This is a genomic window from Vibrio sp. T11.5 (assembly GCF_027587155.1).
Classification (GTDB): Bacteria; Pseudomonadota; Gammaproteobacteria; order Enterobacterales; family Vibrionaceae; genus Vibrio; species Vibrio neptunius.
In genome coordinates this window covers 275,917-297,259 of sequence record NZ_JAPPTP010000004.1, presented here as the reverse complement: position 1 = coordinate 297,259, position 21,343 = coordinate 275,917, and the positions used below count along the sequence as shown (strand labels likewise).

The 21,343-nt window shown below is 46.7% G+C and carries 16 protein-coding genes; 7 read left to right on the top strand and 9 right to left on the bottom strand.

Annotation, left to right across the window (positions count from 1 at the left end; genetic code table 11):
* Nucleotides 1–257: 257 nt before the first annotated feature.
* Both OH455_RS07070 and OH455_RS07065 read right to left on the bottom strand, forming a co-directional pair.
* Entirely contained in the window at nucleotides 258–989 is a 732-nt protein-coding gene (locus OH455_RS07070; RefSeq protein ID WP_269980873.1) for a hypothetical protein, read from the bottom strand.
* Nucleotides 990–1,043: 54 nt separating this feature from the next.
* Nucleotides 1,044–5,318, bottom strand: coding sequence for a LysM peptidoglycan-binding domain-containing protein (locus tag OH455_RS07065; protein ID WP_269980872.1), 4,275 nt, complete (start codon nucleotides 5,316–5,318; stop codon nucleotides 1,044–1,046).
* 576 nt (nucleotides 5,319–5,894) lie between these two features.
* Here OH455_RS07065 and OH455_RS07060 point away from each other — a divergent pair.
* Nucleotides 5,895–6,506: a DUF1007 family protein gene (locus OH455_RS07060; RefSeq protein ID WP_269980885.1), complete on the top strand. Its 612-nt coding sequence runs from the start codon at nucleotides 5,895–5,897 to the stop codon at nucleotides 6,504–6,506.
* A gap of 31 nt (nucleotides 6,507–6,537) precedes the next feature.
* On the top strand, nucleotides 6,538–7,614 hold the full coding sequence (locus tag OH455_RS07055) for a nickel/cobalt transporter (protein WP_443088589.1): 1,077 nt from the start codon (nucleotides 6,538–6,540) through the stop codon (nucleotides 7,612–7,614).
* A gap of 153 nt (nucleotides 7,615–7,767) precedes the next feature.
* Here OH455_RS07055 and OH455_RS07050 read toward each other — a convergent pair whose 3' ends face one another.
* Both OH455_RS07050 and OH455_RS07045 read right to left on the bottom strand, forming a co-directional pair.
* Nucleotides 7,768–9,594 carry a M4 family metallopeptidase gene (locus tag OH455_RS07050; protein WP_045975704.1) on the bottom strand — a complete coding sequence of 609 codons (1,827 nt, stop codon included), beginning with the start codon at nucleotides 9,592–9,594 and terminating at the stop codon, nucleotides 7,768–7,770.
* 391 nt (nucleotides 9,595–9,985) lie between these two features.
* Nucleotides 9,986–10,561 carry a hypothetical protein gene (locus OH455_RS07045; protein WP_206371888.1) on the bottom strand — a complete coding sequence of 192 codons (576 nt, stop codon included), beginning with the start codon at nucleotides 10,559–10,561 and terminating at the stop codon, nucleotides 9,986–9,988.
* A 161-nt stretch (nucleotides 10,562–10,722) separates the two neighbouring features.
* Here OH455_RS07045 and OH455_RS07040 point away from each other — a divergent pair, with 161 nt between their 5' ends.
* Nucleotides 10,723–12,252, top strand: coding sequence for a DUF3612 domain-containing protein (locus OH455_RS07040; protein WP_045975706.1), 1,530 nt, complete (start codon nucleotides 10,723–10,725; stop codon nucleotides 12,250–12,252).
* 503 nt (nucleotides 12,253–12,755) lie between these two features.
* Here the strand turns inward: OH455_RS07040 and OH455_RS07035 are convergent.
* Complete coding sequence (locus OH455_RS07035; RefSeq protein ID WP_269980870.1) at nucleotides 12,756–13,190, bottom strand: Mpo1 family 2-hydroxy fatty acid dioxygenase; 435 nt, start codon at nucleotides 13,188–13,190, stop codon at nucleotides 12,756–12,758.
* 100 nt (nucleotides 13,191–13,290) lie between these two features.
* Nucleotides 13,291–14,649, bottom strand: a complete 1,359-nt coding sequence (locus OH455_RS07030) for a diguanylate cyclase (protein ID WP_269980869.1) — start codon at nucleotides 14,647–14,649, stop codon at nucleotides 13,291–13,293.
* A 189-nt stretch (nucleotides 14,650–14,838) separates the two neighbouring features.
* Here OH455_RS07030 and OH455_RS07025 point away from each other — a divergent pair, with 189 nt between their 5' ends.
* A complete protein-coding gene (locus tag OH455_RS07025) occupies nucleotides 14,839–15,438 on the top strand; it encodes an alpha-ketoglutarate-dependent dioxygenase AlkB family protein (RefSeq protein WP_269980868.1) in 600 nt (199 codons plus the stop codon).
* A 4-nt stretch (nucleotides 15,439–15,442) separates the two neighbouring features.
* Here OH455_RS07025 and OH455_RS07020 read toward each other — a convergent pair whose 3' ends face one another.
* Nucleotides 15,443–16,354 carry a DMT family transporter gene (locus tag OH455_RS07020; RefSeq protein ID WP_269980867.1) on the bottom strand — a complete coding sequence of 304 codons (912 nt, stop codon included), beginning with the start codon at nucleotides 16,352–16,354 and terminating at the stop codon, nucleotides 15,443–15,445.
* 90 nt (nucleotides 16,355–16,444) lie between these two features.
* Between OH455_RS07020 and OH455_RS07015 the strand changes: the two genes are divergently transcribed.
* Both OH455_RS07015 and OH455_RS07010 read left to right on the top strand, forming a co-directional pair.
* Complete coding sequence (locus OH455_RS07015) at nucleotides 16,445–17,332, top strand: LysR substrate-binding domain-containing protein (protein WP_269980866.1); 888 nt, start codon at nucleotides 16,445–16,447, stop codon at nucleotides 17,330–17,332.
* A 295-nt stretch (nucleotides 17,333–17,627) separates the two neighbouring features.
* The gene (locus OH455_RS07010; RefSeq protein ID WP_269980865.1) at nucleotides 17,628–18,800 is read left to right on the top strand and encodes a GGDEF domain-containing protein; all 1,173 of its coding nucleotides are present in this window, start codon (nucleotides 17,628–17,630) and stop codon (nucleotides 18,798–18,800) included.
* Here OH455_RS07010 and OH455_RS07005 read toward each other — a convergent pair.
* Together OH455_RS07005 and ppnP are read right to left on the bottom strand one after the other, a co-directional pair.
* Complete coding sequence (locus OH455_RS07005) at nucleotides 18,787–19,074, bottom strand: hypothetical protein (protein WP_269980884.1); 288 nt, start codon at nucleotides 19,072–19,074, stop codon at nucleotides 18,787–18,789. The genes OH455_RS07010 and OH455_RS07005 overlap by 14 nt on opposite strands.
* Nucleotides 19,075–19,416: 342 nt before the next feature.
* Complete coding sequence (ppnP, locus tag OH455_RS07000; protein WP_269980864.1) at nucleotides 19,417–19,698, bottom strand: pyrimidine/purine nucleoside phosphorylase; 282 nt, start codon at nucleotides 19,696–19,698, stop codon at nucleotides 19,417–19,419.
* A 171-nt stretch (nucleotides 19,699–19,869) separates the two neighbouring features.
* Here ppnP and OH455_RS06995 point away from each other — a divergent pair, with 171 nt between their 5' ends.
* Nucleotides 19,870–21,186: an ABC1 kinase family protein gene (locus tag OH455_RS06995; RefSeq protein ID WP_269980863.1), complete on the top strand. Its 1,317-nt coding sequence runs from the start codon at nucleotides 19,870–19,872 to the stop codon at nucleotides 21,184–21,186.
* Nucleotides 21,187–21,343 lie beyond the last annotated feature (157 nt).

The following is a 21,343-nucleotide window of genomic DNA, read 5'->3' as shown; positions in this document are numbered from 1 at the left end:
AGTCCAGTAATCGGTAGGAGGCACCTTTACCACTTCAAATTGATAAACCACCTTAGCATCTTGTACCGCTTGCAGCTGGGCTTGTCGATACTCTGGGGTTAGCTCCGGTAACGAGTCTACAGATACATCCATTAGTTAGGCACCTCCACTTGTACCTGATAGCTGTTACTTCGTGTTTAGCGCGCACTCTCTAGCTCGCCAAACCCAATTACACCGCCAGCACACACAGGCTTGCTGTTCAGAAAGCCTGTAAATGCTTACTCTTCTTCTGTAAGGGTAACCAATTGTTTTAAGTGTTTTAAAAACTGTTCTTGCACTTCAGGAGAAGCGATACAGTAAGAGGAATAAAATATCCTATTTTCCCGATAAATCGCCTTCTTCTCTTCACTCTCCACTGCTTTTTCTATCTTCGGCAACAATTGGGATTCAATCAGTCCGTGTTTATAACGGCCTTCTGGAACGATATAAATGCTATAACTTGCATTCGGGGGAAAGGGCCGCACTCGCTGCCTAGGCCTATTGGCTACTCCGGCCATTTTAAACGACATTAATAGCCCGGCGCCGGCGCCAACAAACATCATCGGCCCGACCAGCACCACACCGATAAGTGAAATAGCAATACCGGCATAGCCAGAGTAACGTAAGGCGGCAAAACAGGCATCAGGGACGAGAGTCAGCTCTGTGACTATCATCCCTTTTTCAGTTAAGGTTACTGTTTGTTTTGTATCTGGGTTGCCGGCGTAATATAAATAGCTACCAATGGCAAAAACGAACACTGAAGCGACAAGAACACCTAACCACGAGAGTTGGTACCCTATCCCAAAAAACATTAAAGCTCCCAATATCCAAGTAAAAATATCGCCATAATCGGTAGCAGGAACTATCACCTCTTCAAATTGATAAACCACCTTGGCATCTTGTACCGCTTGAAGCTGGGCTTGTTGATACTCTGGGGTTAGATCCGGTAACGAGTCTACAGACACATCCATCAGTTAGGCACCTCCATTTGTAGCTGATAGGTTTTAATTTGCGATAGCATAAGGCTATTCCTCTTTACCTTGGTTTTGGGTTGGTTCACCCTCACTAGGCTCTGTTTGGGTTGGCATTTTCGGCATACGCAGTTGGGCCTGATGGGTTGGCATCAGTGATAGCTTTGACTCCGCTAGCTCTAGCATAGGTTTGTCCTCGCTGACACCTGCTAAGGATTGCGCTTGGTAGACGCTAACCAGTGCATGGCCGTTATCATACGGGTTATTGACATGGCGTCCAACAAACACGTTGACCTGCTCTTGCCTTACTGTCCCTTGCCCTTGCGCCACTAGGTGTTGCAGCGGTTTAGGTAAGGGTAAGTGGTAGCGGCACAGGGTAGGCTCATTTTTATCACGTGTCACTTTGCCGCTGAATAAGGTGTGAGTGGTCAGGCTTTGATAATCCGATGGCTTAAAGCCAGTCTCGATACACAAGCTCACCACTTCATTGTCATAAGCGTTAGGCAGAAGAATAGTGATCTCTTTCGCAAAGTTGACGGTCGCGCTATTTGGTGAACCCGCCCTATCAATCTCGCGCTTGGTGGCACGAAACGTGATTGACGGCTGGTTAATCAGGGTCAATAAATCGTGGTACTCATCTGCGGCGCTGCGGCTAAGGTCGGGCTCCTTGCCCCATATCGAATGGTTGAGCCAGGTTTCCAACGGGGTTCTTTTGGTCAGCAGCAGGAGCACGGTAACTGTGGCATAGAGAGCCGCACCCCAGAAGTTAAGGGCCAAGATCCACCCATTGAGTACGCTACCAATAGTGAGGGTTCCAAAACGAGATCCTAGTGCTCGTACTATCAGTCGACCCCAGCTAAGCCCCTGCATCCCCAGTGCAGCAAACTTGCCACCCAACAGCCAACGTTCCAACGAACTTTTTGATGCGGAGAAATCCTCGGCGACTTGCCAGCCTTCAAGACCCGCGGCAATCACCCCCGCAGCCCCAGCAATCAGCGAGTGGGCAATATAACGCTGAGCGTTGAGCACGTCTGCAATGTCAAAAGCACTCTTTGCCGCTTTTAGTTGTTTAAGGGTGCGGCCCATCAATATATCATCAGACTGAATTTTACTTAGCGATAGCCCTTTTAACACCGCCCCAGTATTATTGACAAACCACGCAACACTGTAAGTCACGGTCATTTGTTGTTTGCGCGTATCCGGGTAAGGAGCCGACTTTTCCATCTCTTGCAGGGTTTGCATTTGTGAGGCGAAGTTAATTAGGTTTAAGGCCGCGACCACCAAATCCATGCCTCCGATGCGATTAAAGGTACCATTAGCCTCGCTTGCGGCGTTACTGAAAGTATATTTGCCCACGGATTGGCTCTGGTATTCGCTGAACACCGGCGGGATAGACTCAACATAGCGGCTGATTTGTTTGTTTATCTGACGTAGCGACTTCGACATTCGGCGATGTTCCGGCGATTCAGCCGGGAGCTTGGACAAGGCTGTATTGGTACTGTGCGCTTCCATTAACAACTGGTGGTAACGGCCATTGGCGGTTTGCATTTTCGCACTCAAGCCCTCATTGAGAAGCACCTTACCACTACTCATTTGGGCTTGCCCCCACAGCGACATCGCCATGGCGCGGCGCGCCGACAAACCGGGCAGTTTCATCACACGGTTAATGATACGAAAACGCAGCGTTTGCATGCTGCGCACCGCTTTATCCCCTTTATCCGTGACCGCTTGTTTGGCCTGATTGATTTGCCTTTCAAGGGGGATGAGTAGGCTCTTCGTCGCCGTAAACAAGACCGAATTAGGGTCGCTGAACCCAATCACGTCGTTAAACGCCGAGATGAACCCACTCAGTGGAATACGCGTTTCATTGGTAAAGTCAGAAAAGGCCAGGTCCTTGAACAGGTTATTAGTGGCGACATATATCTCCGACGAGAAGCCGTAAGAGGCCAAGCCTAATAAGTTATCCGGATCGGTGAGCAACTCATCAATGCTGTCGCTCAACTCAGCCACGTGCTGGACACTCAACTCTAAATCATTGAGTACCGCATCCATTAGGGTGCTTAAAACCAGGTGGTGAGCATGCTCGCCGACGTCGAGACCAAAGCGCCGTGGGTCGGTGCCTAAGGCGGCGATGGCCTCTATGACGTGTGGCGCGTCGTGCTTTATCATCGGCACGAAGTGATGAAGGGTGCTTAGGTAGCCTTTATAGAAGGTGTCTAAGTCTGCCCAGTTGACTTGGCGGTGCGCTTTGCGCCGCTCAGCATACTCCTTAAAGCGTGACTCCAGTAGAGCTGGCGCAATACCGTATTCATTCAGTTTGGCTCTGGCTTCAGGGTAGGCGGCAATCACGGGTTGAGCTTCTAAAGCGAGGGCGGCGCCCCCATGACTAGCAGTATTGACTTTCTTCAATCGCGCTTGATAGTAGTGGTACTCCAAACAGGTATCTAGGTTTTGCTCGACCTCAACCACCTTATCGACCGGGATATTGTCTAAGGTGCCCGGTGGCAGTGAAACACGCACCAAGCTCCGAATGGCTTTCGCCACCACGGTTTTTCGCTGCGAGTGGTCGTCTTGCAACAAAGGCAATACCGATTGCGACAGGCGTAGGTGCAGGTCGGTGAAGTCAGCCAAGGGGTCATCCAGAGCGACAAAATGATGAGCGCATAATATCGGCACTTGATACTGATAGCTGGTAAGGTACGCGGGCTGCAGTGGGGTGATAAGCCCTTGTTCATCGACTTCGGTGACAGAGGGTGACGCGCAGGTCCAATAAAACGCGCTTAAGTCTTCTTTGCCGACGTCGGCCACCTCTTTTGAGATTTTTTCAATCGGCAGGCGGTGCGTTGAGGCGGTGATATCGCGCAGCCACTCTTGTCTCGCTTGTTGGCTCTCTGGAGTATCGCCTGTGTAGAAATCTTGCAGGTTTTGTGTCCAGCGCTGGCTCGCATAACCGACAAAATAAGGCCGATCAGTTTGATAAAGCACGTAAGCCTTCGGCTTTTCAGCGTCTGCGTTATATCGCGTTTCGGCAAGGTCGCCGACAAAGCGTTTGAACTCGCCTTTAACGACTTGGTATTCGGCCACAGACCAGGCGTCAGTCTCGGGATCTTGGCTTAGGGCGTAGAGCCAACCATCGCGCAACTGCCGTAAGGTATAAGGGATTTTGTCTGAGCGCAGCACCCCTCCCGGGAAGAGCTTGGTGTCAGTGATGGGGTTGAGCCCTTTGACTACCTCATGATTGAGTGTCTTTGGGTCTCGGTTGTCGATGGCATAGCGCACCGGAGCCAAGGCGGCAAAGGCACTCTTGTTTGAACTGGCCACCTTCACCACGGGAAACGGTTTCTCACGGGCGATGCGGTCTATCGATAGCAGCCCTTCACTGAGCAGGGCACTGAAGGCTGGGTAGCCAACGTCCAGAGCATGGTTGTAAACTCCTACTGGCTCGGTGTAGATGACGGCCCCTTTGTCCAGTGGCGATAATGGCAAGGTTGGGTTTAAGTCTTGCAAGGTCTCAAGAGAGACGCCGTGCTGCTGAGCAATCTGCTCTAGGGTTTCCCCTTGAGCCGCCTTATGAGCGGCTCGCCGGCTAACGTCTTCCAAAACATGCCCTTTGGTCAAAGGGATGATGGCGTCCATATCGAGCTTGACGCCATGCTCATTTAAAAAGGCCGCGTCTACCGCCGACATGGCTTGGTCATCCATAGCTTTTCGACTAAACAGCAAGTGTTGGTCGACCACTACCTGCCCCTCTCGCTTCCACAGGGCCAAGACAAAGTCGATGCCAAACTTGGTTGCGGGCTCTGGATTCATGGCCCCCGCTGTGCTCTTCGTGATCAAAAAGTGATACTTAGTTTCCCCTTGGAAGCGGTATTCATGCAGCAGTTCACCATCAATAAAATGGTACAAATAGCCTTCGGTCGGTAGGCCGAGCATTTCGCCACTTTGGATCGCGGGGCGAATCGGCACAAAAGCGTATTCGATAGTAAGGTTATCTTTGTCTTGAGGCATGATGTCTGACCAACGGACGTCGCCCTGTAGCGGTGCATCCCATCCGACCCACAATCGTTTGGCTTCTTGCTTTTCTATCGAGAGAATGCTGCGAGTATGGGGGCCATTGGCGACATTGAGCCATTGAGAGAGCGGGCCTTCTTGCTCGGTCCTACCTAGCAGGCCACCTATATGCGGCTCGACCCCTTTGCTGTACAAGCTTTGTTCGCACGCGTATTCGACCGCGTAAGCGAAAGCCGGCTCCTTCTCTTCGATTGGACACATGGCCGGCATCGGGCCAATCGGTTTCTCTTCAATGATAGGCTTGTAGCCTGCACTCATATGAGGTCTTCGTGTTTTAAACAGGTCGGATGGTTTACTCACAATGCCAATACTCTCAATCAAAAGTTGAGAGGCATTTTATGCGATTCGTTGCCCATAATCTGTAGGTAAAACGTCGGAATGTTTAGTGTTTTTATCTAAATTACTAAACGATGCGATTAATACTCAATATGGCGCCTATTCTATACCGAATTGAGTGGGATATTACTCTTCCCGATTGACCCCTTCCCACGGAAGCAAACGTTCCCCACGAGCAAAATTTAACCGCTGTAGAGCTTAAGCACTCTCAATGATGAATGCATCAACTCTGTGTTCGATTTAAGTCTATCTCGTCCCAATTGTGACAATTTATAAAATGTCCCATATTGAACTTTTCCATTCTTCATGCATCATACGTTATAACATAACAACAAAGCCGATTTCGTCAGCATGAATACACTCGAACACATCTTCAAGCCATGGTTGCATCAGATAAAGCCGACCACTGATATTCGCACCACATTCCGTGGCTTATCCTTGGCCCATTGGGTTTGTTTTCAACTTCCTTGGTGTCGTCAGTGCTGGCTTTTGATCGCCATGATGATGACTGCTTCTGTACAAGCTCACCCCCACTCTTGGATCAACTTGAAGACCGATATTCAAGGCCAAAATGGCATGATCACTGGTTTAAAAATGGAATGGACATTTGACGCTATGACCTCCGCTTACATGCTGGATGGAAAAGATATGAGCGCTGAAAATCAGCAAGCCTCTTTGCAGGCGGTCTCTGCTTCGGTACTCGACAATATGTTGAATGAACACTACTTTACCTATTTCTACGATGGCGAAACGCCGATTAAGTACAAAACGGCTCAGAATGGCACACTGCGCCGAGAACGGGCAAAACTGGTGCTAAGCTTTGAACTGCCTCTTGCCACACCACACCCGATCACTAGTGACTCGCTGCGCTTGCTGATTTTTGAACCCAGCTATTATGTCGGCATGACGTGGAGATCCTCCAATGACGTGACCTTGTCCCCCGATTTGGCTCAGCACTGTCATCTAGAGCTGATAGAACCGAACCCAACGTCTGAACAAATGAGCTACGCCATGTCTCTCTCTGCGGATGCCGACCCGGACAATGCACTAGGCCAGTTGTTTACCCAGACCGTCAAGATCCGCTGTGCCAGCCTCCCTTCCGTTGAATAATGAATGTACGAGTATCGATATGAAAACGCTGATGATTAACACTCAGGCGCGTCAAGAATGCACCTCTTCTCGCCCTTATCAGGCTTGGCTTGTCGCCTTTGCTGTCGCCGCTATATTGGCGATAGGACTTTACCAACTCTGGCTGGCGTGGCCGACACTGGTCGTAAACACACTGCATTGGCAACGGGAGGTCAATACTCAACTGGCAGACTTACTCTATGACGCCAAACAAAATACGATGGTTGCCGGAGGTTATTTGATTGGGTTTAGCTTTTTGTACGGTATGTTGCACTCTCTTGGTCCAGGGCATGGGAAAGTGATTGTGACCACCTATTTAGCCACTCACCCTACTAAGGTGAAAGCCAGCTTGATGATCACTGTGGTGTCCGCCATGGTTCAAGCTTTAGTCGCGATTGGATTGGTCACCGTCTTAGTCTGGGGTTTCAGTGCTTCCATGCGGGTCGTCAACCAGCAAGCTTCGCTGTTTGTCACCATCAGTTTTGGCCTAGTCGCGTTATTCGGTGGTTTAATTCTGTTCAAAGCCGTGAAAAAGATTTATCAGTCGATGCGCAAACCTCAGATTCGCGTTCATTCGGTTAGACCCATAGAGGCGCTTTCCTCAGCAAAAACCGCACTGATTGGTGGCAGCGCAACCGGCCAACCTTCTCTCAGCCTCGCTCCAAACGTCCATCAGCATGGGCATACTTGTGGGTGTGGTCATAACCATGTCGCTCAGGCCGATGCGATTAATCAGGCTTCTACATGGCGCGAGTACCTTGCCATTATCAGTGCTATTGGCATACGACCATGCACGGGCGCGATTATGGTGCTGCTTTTTGCCAATGTTGCCGATTTGTATTGGATGGGCGTTGTGAGTGCGATCCTAATGGCAGCGGGCACTGCACTGACTACCTCTTTGATTGCCATCATGACATTGACGGGTAAACATGTGGTTAAGCGCTACCTTACCAACACCGATAATAAAAGTAGAGGCTGGGCTGTTGCTGGCGCTTATCTGCAACTGTTTGGCGGCGTAATTCTCATGGTGTTTGGTGTATTGCTGATGGCTGGAGAACATTACGGAGTGTCACCGATGCTTTCGGTATAGCCGTTACGCTCAAAGACGCTGAGTGCTGGCTGAAGGTGCTTGACCGAATGTGAAAAGGTCCATTCGATGATCGAGGTTAGCGCTTGAGGCTTTAGACAAAAACAAAGGACTCCAGAAGGAGCCCTTTGATGTACGATGTTGTGTTTTGTTTTATTAATCGAGTCTTAGAGTTACACCAGAGTAGCTAGAGTAGCCTCTTAGCATCACGTGGTAAGTGGTACCTGGTGTGGCTGATAGGCTGCACTGTTCGCTGTTGCCATAACGGTATGGACGACAATCGTAGCTACCTGTTGTGGGTTTGCTGCCTGCTTTTAGATAAAGGTCCGCATCGCCCGTACCACCAGAGATAGACACCACAACGCTAGACGCTGAGTCGACAGTAAAGGTGTAGAAAACCTCAGAGGAGCTCGCGCCAGATAGGTTAGTTACTGGTGTACCTTTGACCAATACATCGCCTGTTGGTGGAGGCGTTGTACCACAAGACGCATTGACGCCGACTGTAGTAAACGCATCTTCCACGTCCGCTACTGTGTAACCCATATCAGCGGCGGCTTTTGCTACACCACAAGCACCTGCGTCGAACGTGCTGTTTGCTGTCCAGTAAAGTTGGTTTGCCAAAGTAAAGATTTCGAAACCCTTACGCACATCCCAACCTGCTTTGTTCGCCAACAAGTAGAACGCACGGTTGTATACACCACTTGAGTAGTGGACGTTCAGGCCATTGTAGTACTGAGAAGCGTGGTCGATTGAGCGGCCATCTTTAGACGGAAGATCGAAGTAGCGTAAACCACCGGAAGACTTAAAGATATCGGCACCAACAATCCAGTCAACAGAACCTTTCATGTAGAATTCCGCCGCTTCACCAGCAATATCAGAGTACGCTTCGTTCATACCACCGGACATATTGGAATACACTAACCCTGAGTTTTGCTCAGTAAAGCCATGGCTCACTTCATGCGCACTGACGTTGATATCCACCAGCGGATAGAACCTGTCCTTACCATCACCGAACGTCATTGATGAACCATTCCAGAATGCGTTTTCGTAGTCGGTACCATAGTGAACACGCATGGTGAGCTGGAAAGTTAGCGGCGATGTGTTCATCCAATCTTGGAACATATCAAACACAACTTTACCAAAATAATGCGCGTCGTTTAGAGGCGAATACGCGCCATTAGTAAATCTATTGTCGTTGTAGTTGGTATCATCACTACATGGGTAGCTGAATGGGGTGCTGCCTGACGTTCTCCCTTTCAAATCAACGGTTTTTACCGCTGAAATGTTCATCGTACAAGTGGTGCCTGATTTATCGACGATAAACCCTGGGAAATCCGTACCGTAGTTGTATTGACCCGTCTTTTCGTTACCACCCGGGCCTGTGCCTGTCGCTTGAGCGTGGTTTATGCCTTCCCAATGTTTCAGCACTTCGCCTGTAGTGGCATCAACCAAGTAAAATGGGCGTCTTGGTACTTTTGCTGCAACAAAGAAGTCTACCATGTAGACGACTTTTGCGGTTTGAGAGTCATCAAGCCACACCATCAGCTTAGTTTTAGAATTTTCGAACGGTGCATCTGAAGCGCCAAGAGAGTGCTTCTTAAACGCATTTTTCGCTGCTGCGATAGCTTGTTTCTCGTCCAGAGCGGGAGCGACTGTTGACAAGTCACCACTGATTCCCTGTGCCATCACGCCGTAAACTTCACTCTGGCTGCTTTTGGTCTGAGTGGCAACCACAGAGGTGTTAAACACTGGTAGGCCCATGTGTGTCTGTTGATAACGAACTTTGACTTTACCATTCGGCAAAACGACGCGTTTCACTTCAGCGAAGCCAGTTTCCAACGGAACGACGCTGTTTGACTGAGCTTTAAGTGCTTGTTGTAGTAATGCATCACTGTCTACTTTAACCATCTCTGCGGCCGTCACTGGTAGGCTAGCTCCTAATCCAGCGGCAATCAGCCAGAGCATTTGACGTTGTTTCATCATACTTTCCTGTTATTGGTATAAAAATCCTTCTCCCCAACGACTCAATAGGAAGTGTCACTGCGATAGCTCGCATCAATAACATGGATGATGACAGTGCAATCAAGCAAGCCACATACAAAAATAGTATCCGAGTAGTGGCAACAAAAATTCACACAAAACACTCATTAAATTCGTGAATAATGAAAAAGCGATCAATTTGTAACCAGAAAAACAATGAGATAGTGACTAATGACATTTTTGTGCAATAAAAACATGACACATTTCTATCATTATTCATACGTGACAATCAGTCACATTTTTTCTTTTTATTTCATAAATTTACAGAACGTCAGATACAATAAAGGCCCCGCCTAACGCGGAGCCCTTGTCAATAGAATTAATTATAGTCAGATTAGCGAGTTAGCGTATAGCAACACTCTAAGTCATAGTCGTCACCATTTTTCGCGGTATACTCTTTCTGCTCAGTACAGGCACGAGGTTTGCCTTTTTCATCCCCTTTGACCAAGCTGATCCAGTGTCGCATTGCAGAAATCTCACTGCTGTCTTGGGGAAACATGGTGCAGGTTTCCAGTTGGATATCTTCAATGTCTATCAGCTCGACACAGCCTGTCCCTTTGTGCTTACCAAATGTCAGCTCAACATGGCTACCTGTACCATCTCGGAATAGGATGGATTCTGGGTTCTCTTTTTCACCAGTGTAAGCAACAAAATGTTTAGGATGCTTCAAACCACTGTGGCTGCCATCTTTGAAATACGCCATCACGTGACGATAGTCGATAACGTAGGCGGTCACGTCTTTGTGTGATCCACTCTCAAGCGGGAACAAGCGATCTAACAATTGTTTCGCCTTTACTTGCTTTTCAATGGTGTGATTAGCATTCATATTTTCTACCGCGAAGACTGCTTCAGCGATAAATGGCTTGTCTTGTTTTTGGATGTCTGTTTTATCGAAAGTAAGCATATTCATAGTGTTTCCCTCGCGGATATTTCACAACTTTCCTGTCCTAGAGCAAATATTTCAAACTTGCGTTTAACTGATTGCAGTTTTGTGACTTTGCTTACTTTGTATACTAGTGAATTTTTAACTACAATTTCACAACAAAAATTTTACAATGTGAATTTTACAAAATGATGCTGTCAAAAAGTCTAATCCGTCAGTCCCACTTTTTAGGGACTAAGATTCGAAACCTGAGGAAACGCAACCATCTGACAATGGAAGATCTGTCAGCGCGATGCATTCGGGTCAACCCAGAATACGCTCCTTCCGTTTCCTACCTGTCTATGATTGAGCGGGGCAAGCGTGTACCAAGCATTGATATGTTGGAAGTCATTGCCGAAGTATTCCAGAAAGACCCGACATGGTTTCTGGATGATGAGCCCGAGCAAGCAGATATCACGCCCGATAAAGGAAACAGAGGTGGCATCAGTGGAATGGCCCTTGAACCCAGCTTTCTATTCTCGAATGAGATTTTACAAATCGCCATTCCAGAAATGCTCTCTCAGACCGGAATTACTGGACGCCAGTTTGCCCATTTATTGATCCGTGCCCATCAGGAAAGCAACCAAAACCATTTTCCTGATCTGGAACGTGCGGCAGAAGAAGTGGGATTAAAGCGGCTCAACTTATCTGCTGAAGATCTTATGGATATTGCACGTAGCATGGGGTTAACCATTCGCTGGGTGTCACGTCCACCGCAAGATATTGTCGATGAGCTTGGCATGAGCGCTAAACAAATCGTGACTTCTTTCTTCGAACCGCCTGGCTTTATCTATTTAAATGAGATTTTAAAACAATACCCAACCCGCTTAAAATACGATTTGGCTGTCTATATAGGTCACTGTGTCCTGCACAGTAAAGAGGGATTAAAGAGCGTCCTATCGGTTGGTCACACCAATAGCTGGGAAGAACATCACCAAACCGCCCCCAGCTCAGATCTGAACTCTCAGGATATATTGCAAGCTTGGCGAGATTTTGAATCCAGTTTTTTCGCTGGTGCTCTTTTGTGTCCAAAAGTTCCATTCAGGCAGCTTCTCGATCGCAGTGGCTATGAGATTGATGTTCACCTCAAGGCGGGCGTCTCCCCTTCTGTTGCCATGCGCCGCATGACTGTGGTCTCACCTTACCCACACTGGCACTACTTTGATGCCTATGGCCAGAACAAGTTAAAAGCCGTATATCGAGGTAATGGGATCCCCCTGCCGTGGGGAAACATGCGCAAAGTGAACGACCCTTGTCAGCACTGGGCAGTGTTTAGAAGACTGTCGGAGCCGCAGAGTGGTAGCTCAGCGCAAATCTCCATCCTTAACGTCGGTGATGAGCCAAGGATCTACTGCTGTGAATCCGTCAACATGACAGACCCTGCGGGGAATAACCGGGTTCTCTGTGCTGGCATCGATTTAAACCCAGCGATCGATGCTCAGGGGGGAGACTCTCGACGTATAGCTGAGGAACTCAAGTCTTTATGTGTCGATAACGGAGGCAGTGCGTCTATTCCTAGACATATACAGAAAGAGTTCACCACAATAGCAAAAATTTTGAACATTAATTGGATAGAGCGTGGTATTCAAAGTGATGCCAGAGTTATCTGCTCAAGAGGAGCGGTCTGCCCGAGAAAACCGAGCTGCTACAATGGCTGTCAGGACAAGGTGCCGATGTGATTTTCACAACCTAAAAAGAAAAAAAGCCAATCACAATGAGCGTGATTGGCTATATATGAATGTGAACAAAAATAAGGTTCACTAACAACGTCAGTTGGCTAGGTGACCCTCGGCTTATTAAGGGTCAATCTCTATAAAGCATTAAGTGTGCCAACTTTATTTATCAATAAAAACGCTTGTTTTTGCTCATTTCTGCATCAGATGCATGAAAACTACACGCATAATCCATTTTCAAATCGCATTCAATTGCAAAATGCGAATATCAAACTATTGCAATTTGCAAGTACACAACAATTTCCCCACTGAATTCAGTCGCTTTAGTCGGCGAGTATCGTCTTAATAAACCGCGGGTGTCATCGCCGATTACCCGACCTGCCCCCCTTCAGAAAATAGTAAGTTGCTAAAGATGGTATCGGTACATCAATCACATTGAATTTCGCAGTGGGATGAATAGCTAGTGCTTGATTAGGGATGTCACCTAATTCAGTTCGGTGAGAGAAATGCTATTTCTGGCGAAATACCCAGACAGGGCCAATCAGAAGAAAGAAAAGATCGTCAAAGAACGACGGTTTTTTGCCTTCGATCTTATGCCCAATGAACTGTAGCATCCACAATACGGCAAACAAGACGAGCGAGACGAGCAAAACAGGGGCCTGAAGGATCTCTAACGACCAAATCAAAGAAATACACGCGAGTGTAAAACCGAGCATCATAAGAAACACACTCAGCGACAGTTTAAAGTAGAAAACCATCACAGGTAACATAGCAACCCACACCCAGTTGAGGGTGTAACCCAACAAAGATATCGGTGGAATTGACCAAATTAAGCCGACAATGGATAGAAAAATGCCCGGTACCGCCACTTTATGGATTTTCTGATTGACTAGATTTTGATGGCTTTCGCCATAATCGCTTAACCATTGGCTCAAATCCCGCATCTTTATCCCTCTGAATCATGACCTTATAATATTGTCTATAGCACGAAACGTGAATAAGCGCCGAGACACATTCAAAGATTCGTGACTAAGATCCGCTAGGCTAAGCTTGTCGCCGTTTCTCTTCGTACATTCTGATATCAGCAAGCTTGAGCATCTCATCAACATCTTTAAACTCTGGGCGGTATAGGGCAAAACCAATGCTGACTTGAATATCGATCAGGTGCTGTTCAAAGATGACTGGCTGATGGCAAATGGCTTTCTGCAGTTCAATGTTTATCACATCAACATCTTCGCTAGAGGACATTCTTGGCAGCATAATTAAGAACTCATCGCCACCTATTCGGGCCACAACATCCGAGGCTCGGAGTACGCTTTTGATCCTCTCCGCCACGGCGATTAATACCTTGTCCCCTGCCGCGTGACCATAGGTATCATTGACTAACTTAAACTTATCAAGGTCAACATTGAGGATCGCAAATGCCTCACCTTTGAAAGAATCTGAGATGGCATCAAAATGTGCTTGGAGGGTATACATGAAATAACGTCGGTTAGGTAACGACGTTAACTCGTCATGGAGGGCAAGCCGGTCTGCTGCTTGATAGAGACGGAAAATAGCCCAAAAAGCCATCAGCAAAGCAATGACCATAGGATAACCGAGCAAGCGAACGGCATGGACTCTGTACCACTCACTGTGTTGGAGTAAATCATCCTTAGTAGAAGCCGCGATTCTCCAACTTCCGTATGGGAAATGCACGGTTTCGGTTGCGAAAGCATCATCAAATGTCTTCTGTACCCCATAGAAAACCGCTCCATTCGCCCCTGAACTATTTGTTCCGCGCATGGCAAAATTGTATTTAAAGGAAAACGCTTCAACACCTGCGTCTGCGAATAAGGTTTCTAGTGAGATGACGACGCTACAGACTCCCCAGTAATCGCGGTTATAGAGCGGATCGGTAAATATCGGTATGCGCGCTACCAATGCCCTTCCCCCCTGAACCAAATTGACAGGGCCAGCGATAAAGATTTCCTGCACCGCGCGCGCTTTTTTTATCGTCCGCCATTGGCTAGGTACGGTCCGGTAATCAAGACCGAGTGCTTTCTCATTACCCTCCAATGGATAGATGTATTTGATGACATCGTCAGGTGCTAAACCGATGACAGTCACGTGATTCGCTTTACGCATAATGCTGGATGCAAGCAAATCCCAACCTGAATATTCGAAATTCGGATTGGACGCGACCAACGCCGATATGTCGTCAACAGCAAAGATGTCGTACACGATGGCGGACTCCAGCTCTGAGCGAACGATAGACAACTCTTCCTTAGCACGGTCCAACAAGCTATCTCTCAAAAAACTCTTCTGACTGCGGTCAATCGACTCGATAAGTCCGACAGCGAAAGATAACATTGTAAAAGCCAGCAAGAACACTGACCACCGATTGCTAAAGCGATATTTCATTCCACCCCCACATAAGCTCATCAAAAAATAACGTTTGCAAGACCGATGAGCATTTCTACCTCTATACCTAGCTCGTTAGAGGTATATAATTGTCATTATGGCTGCTATTTTAGCATTTATATAAAAACTACATTAACTTAACTGAATTTTTATCGATTAAAGTTGAAATAATCAATAAGAGGATGAATATTGGATTTGTTTGACGCCTTACCTTTTGATCAGAGATGGATAGACCTGCCTAACGGTCGTTTGCTGTGGATCCAAGATTTCATGTCGCGGGCAGAAGCGGACGCTTTAATGTTAGGCCTCAAGCGAAATACGCCTTGGTCACAACAACAAATCCAACTGTTTGGTCGAGCAGTGATGCAACCACGTCTACAGGCGTGGTATGGCGACAAATCATACACTTACTCCGGCCTAACCATGCCTCCAATGCCAATGGATAGTAGGCTGAACGCGATCAAATCTCGATGTGAAAAAATAGCCAACCAAACGTTCAACTCAGTGCTGATCAACTTGTACCGTGACGGACAAGACTCCATGGGTGCACATCAAGACAATGAGCCCGAGCTCGGATCCAACCCTACTATCGCATCACTTAGCTTAGGTGCCACACGCAGATTTATACTCAAACATAACCAAACAGGTCAAAACCATAAACTAGAGCTATCCCACGGTAGCTTGCTGATCATGGCCGGTGAAATGCAGCACTACTGGAAACACAGTATACCTAAAACACGCCAACAAAAAGATGAGAGGATTAACCTGACTTTCAGGATGCTTTACTGATTATTCAGGCAACTTTAAAGCTTTTGCTTTGTAACCACTTAGGTAGCAGTACACAGACAATGTTGGCCACAATAATCAAGCTCAAGCCAAGAACTTGGTATGCACTGTATCGTTCGTCATAAAACATCACCTGCCAAACTGCGGTGAAGAGTAAGTTGGTAAAAATCAAAGGCGCTAGTTGGGAGCCTGATTCAGCAAGCTTATAAGCTTTGGAGCGAAACACTTGCGTATTAATAATCAGTAAGGCCAAAATCCCTAGAACAGTAACGATAAGCCAAGGACTTGTGTTTGACGCCTGGTACATAACATGATCGTTCACCAAACTAAACGCGAGCAAAGGCATGATAACAACTGAGGCGAAAAGAAACGTCCACAAATTGATTTCAAATGCATTCAGCCGACTTTTACTAATACGATAGAGGCTGAGTTGAGAGCCGGCATTAAAAACACCAGCGGCAAGACCCACTAACAATTCCCCCCTGAAACTAAAACCACTGACGTCCCCAGCGAGCAAAACTACACCAACAAACGTACTTAACAGTCCGAGAACGTTTACCGGGCGAATTCGAGTTGAAAATATTAGCTTTTCTAACACGGGAATAAACAGTGGCCCCGTACCAAACAACACCACACTTTCTACCAGTGTCAGATGTTGAAGTGAGTAGATAAAACAGACCTGGCACGCACCGATACACAGAGCTCTTATCCACAAAGGCACTTGTTCGCTTCGATCAGGCCATCTTACTTCCTTGCCAATAAACATCAAAATAAGCACCATAGCAGGCAGAATAAAGCGCAGAAAGCTGAGCAAGTTAGCATCAAAATGCTCGCTGAGAAATTTGGAAAACAGTCCCGTTAGTGACAAACTGAATGTTGAAGACAACATGAATAAAACTGGGTACAACTGATTTGGCATAACTCCTCCCTATTTGTCACTCAGTGTAGGAGTTCGACGCTGAAATAAAAAACGAGTAATATTTACAGGTTGAGTAAGAAAAACTTACATATGAAGAAACTAGCACCACTCAAATCCATCTACTCCTTCATTGCTGTCGCCGAAACAGGCAGTATGACGGAAGCCGCCCATCAGTTGAGCGTCAGTCACTCCGCTGTTAGCCAAGCGATTAAATCACTCGAAACCCAAATTGGTCAGGCTCTGTTTCTACGAGCTGGACGTAACGTCGTTCTTAACGCTGCAGGCCGAAGGTATTACAAACAAGTGGCTCCAGCGATAGAACAAATCGTCACAGCAACACAACAGCTCATTGATGAGAAACAAAGCCAGCGATTAACTCTCAACATGGTCAACTCATTGGCGATGCATTGGTGGATACCGCGAGTGAATCGCTTCAATCTATTTGCGCCTCATCTGGATATTCGAATTTCGAATTTGATTGGCAGTTTTGTGATGGAAAGCGAAGGAGTCGATGTGGCCATTATTCATGGTAGAACCGATGACTGGCCAGACTACTATTGTGAACTGTTGGCGCGTGATGAACTCGTGATGGTGGCTAGCCCAGAGCTGGTGGATACAGACACCACACCAGAGTATCTTCTCGAACACTATCCCGCCATTATTGCCGCCAATGACAGGCGAAAGTACGATTGGCAGGTTTGGTGTCAGAGCCTCCAATTGCCAGAACCCAACTCGGTAAACAATCTGCGTTTTTCAGCCTCTATACAGGCAGTCCAAGCCACTATCCGCAAACTGGGTGTTTTTGTCACTCACCGCCAGTTCATCCGTGACGATGTATTGCATGGGTCATTGGTCGAAGTTGGTGAACCCGTCCTGAATCCACATCAAGATTTTTATTTCGCGTGTCAGCGAGAAAAACTCAAAAATGAACACGTTCTTACTCTGCGAAACTGGCTACGCAAAGAGTTCAGCTGTTAGTCGTTTTATAGAACGTTTTATTATAAGGAGTGCTTGAGATACATTATTTTTGTCAAATTACTCATAAGGTTAAAATGATAAAACCATTAACAAGAACAAGGTTTGATTATTAATTACAGTAACTTATCTAAGCACCTACGTTCAAACACAGCGATTTGCCGTTGCTCACATGAGCAACAGAATACATATAATTGATTGATATTGCTAAATTTCTTTTTCTAATACCTTAGTCCAGCCTGTATTTTTTCTTCTAGACTTTAATAGCCTAATTATAAATCTTGAGGCAAAGGGATAAATGGCGGGATTTGCAGGACAACATTTAGAAGAGATGGCCGACCTACGCTCAGCTCGGAAGAGCAAAGCGGTACTTCTATGTTCGCTCATTTCGTTGGTTGTGCTGGTCTACTACGGGGTCGTCCATATTGCTGACCAAAACTACTGGTTCGCTGCGCTAAACCTACTGTGTGTGGGTATTTTGAGCGTCAATCTGTGGTATTTGAAACTTAATCCGACAACAAATGCCTCTGAACTGATACTTTCAGGTGTTTTATTGTTTCACGCCACGATGCTACTGCTGTACGGAGCTAACATATCAGATCGCCTTCTCTGGCTTTATCCCATTTTAACTGCAGTGATTTTTGTCTGCGAGTTCCGCGCAGGCCTATTACTCAGCGGAACGTTTTACGTCCTGACGGCGTTAGCCTGCCTGTTCACCAACGTTATCCCAATACCCGTAAATCTATCGGTCGATCGGTTTCTGCTTAGCCTGTTTGCGCTGTGCTTGCTTTGCAATACATCGTCATATTTTTACGCCAAAGTAGTCAATTACATTCAATCTCTTTACAAAGAAGGGATCGAAGACCTTGCTTATCGTGATCAACTGACTGGCCTTGCGAATCGCTGGAGCTTCGAAAACTGGGCTTTGGAAAAACTGGCTGAAGTGAGTGATAGCCAAGCAATTACCGCAATGGTGTTTCTTGATATCGACAACTTCAAAACCATCAATGATACCTATGGGCATGAGGTGGGCGATCGTGTGCTTCAACACTTTGCCAAGCGATTAAAAAACAACATCCGCTCTAAGGATAGAAAAACAAAGAAACATGATTATTCTATCGCTCGCTACGCTGGCGATGAATTCGTTTTGTTACTTTATGATGTGCGTAGCACTAAAGACCTTAACGGTATATTAGATCGTATCTGCCATCTGTTCGAAGATAGCTATCAGAGCACAGAAAGGATCAATAAACTGACAGTTAGCGTCGGCGTAGCCATTTTCCCTGAGGATGGTGATTCACTGCCAGAATTAACGCGCTGTGCCGATAAAGCCATGTACGCAGCGAAACACGGTGGAAAAAACCAATACCGCTATTATCAAGGTGAACATTCTGGTGCGGGCGCAGTCACCTCGCTCGACGTTTCCGACACGGAGAAGGTGACACCGATAAATAAGTTTAGCGGGTCATAAACATTAGCCACAAACAGAAAGCCATCACAACTAACATCCAAGCAGCATAACGAGCAGAGTTTGGTTTGTCTTTCTTGGGCACAACAATAGGTTTCATCGCCGTGTCTTTTGCTGCTTTTGCAGCGGTGGACAGTGTTCGGCGCTGTGCCATTTGGTCACGCCGAGCTTGCGCTTTATTCGCTACTTTACCAAATCGGTGTAACTGCTCAGCAGTAAGCTCTTGATTTGGATCGTAACGAGCATTTGGGTCTCTCTGTTTGGGTACAACAGCCATCATCGACCTCCTCTCGAAGCGGTTCTGCCATAATTTAAGTATAGTCAACCATGTAAATGATAAATTTATTTATTACTTAGCAATCATTCGGGATTTCCGAACCGTTTATCTACTAAGCTATAAAATTAGCTGAGATTTACAGCATTTCAATGATTAATTTAAGCAAAGTGTTTGCCAAGTTTTTAGGGTTGGCTAACCAGTTTTCAGGGAAAATGGTACTCAATGAAAAAAGACGCTGTAAACGAGAGCAGTAACGATCCGAGCCCAATTCACATCTCATTTAGCGATGGTAGCTATGACGTGTACACCCTGTACACGCCACAGTAGGCTGAAATCGGGGGTCTATAAATACTCACACAGATACGCAGTAGCGACCGATACTTGGAGATCAAAAGACGAGTCTCCTGCGACGTCAAACGACTCTCCTTGCGAATAGGTCGTCCAAACCTCATCGCCTGCACGTTTAACCGTCAAACTGCCTTTCACTACCGTCATACATTCTGGTGCAGCGGTTTCAAAAGTGTACTCTCCAGGGGCCATCACACCTACACTTGATTTATCGCCTTGCTGCTCAAAACCTAACGACTGAACATTTCCTTCAAAATAGCAGTTTGCTTGAATCATGTATCCTCCATGAAAATTGCGCGTTGTTTTCGTTATCTAGTTGTTGTTTTTATCGGATTGATTCGGCCCAATCAAGTCCTGAACGGTTTTACATGCTAGGCGATGCATTTACAAAGTGATATAAAAACAGTGGGTTGCCGTATAAACATCCAAAAGCTAGGAGAATGCTCGATGTCTAAGGAAGAATCCAAGATCCCTACCAACAGAATATCTCGTTTTGGTCAGATAGCTTCACTGGCAACAAAAGTTGGTTCCAATGTCGTTGCCGAGGGAACAAAACAATGGTTGAAAGGCAATAAGCTCACCAAACAGGAGCTGCTGCTGACACCTAAAAATATTAAGCGCTTGGCCGATCAACTTGCCCATCTCCGCGGTGCCGCAATGAAAGTAGGCCAAATGTTGTCAATGGATGCTGGTGATATTCTGTCACCCGAATTGGCTGATATTCTAGCTCGTCTGCGTTCAGACGCGAATCCCATGTTGGCAAAACAACTCGGTCAAGTCATGACTGACGGCTTAGGTAGCGATTGGAAATCTCGATTTCTCTCTTTCAATTTCAAACCTATAGCCAGTGCCTCCATCGGACAAGTTCACTTTGCACATACAGACGCAGGTGAGCCGCTGGCTGTCAAAGTTCAGTACCCAGGCATTAAACAAAGTATTGATAGCGATGTCGATAATGTCGCCACACTGCTCAACGTGGTCGGCCTAATACCCAAAAATGTCGATATAGGTGGCCTATTAACCCAAGCAAAAGCCCAGCTGCACGACGAAGCCAATTATACTCGGGAGGCAACGCTGCTCGAAACGTATCGACATCATCTCGCCGATGATTGCCGTTTTGTTGTCCCTAGGGTTTACCAAGACATCAGCTCCGAAACCATACTGGCGATGTCGTACCTTGAGGGTCAGCCTATCGAGACACTCTCTGAACACAACCAAACCACTCGCGACGAAGTCATGACCGCTTTGCTGTCTCTCTTGTTTCGTGAGCTGTTTGAGTTCAAACTTGTTCAAACCGACCCCAATTTCGCTAACTACTTGTATCTCTCTGAGAGTAAGCAAATTGCCTTACTGGACTTTGGGGCAACCAGAACATACAGCAACGTCATCAGCGAGGGATACCGTCACGCCTTTAAAGCCGTGATCCAAGGAGACAATCAAGCGCTGGACTCCGCACTGGCACAAATTGGCTTCTTTAGCCAAGACATCAAAGCCGAACAAAAAAACGCCATTCTGAATTTAGTCACACAGGCTTGCGAGCCGATGTTATACGAGGGTGATTACGATTTTGGCAATAGTGATTTATCAACGCGATTGAGGGAAGCTGGAACCGTGTTAAGCATGGAAGAAAACTACTGGCATACCCCTCCAGCAGACGCACTGTTTCTCCATCGTAAGATTGGCGGGCTATACTTACTAGCGGCAAGATTGAATACGAGAGTGAATGTTAAGGCACTGGTGAAACCTTACATTGACTCAAATTGACCGTGCATTTTTTGGGCTGAAGATCAAATTTATCATTGATAATGAAGATCAATAACTAAACTCTTACACCATAGCGGACGAAATAAAGGTAAACTTTAGTATTGGTTTCGCTGATCAGAGCAGTTTAATGTGGCGTTAAATAAAACGACCAATGCAC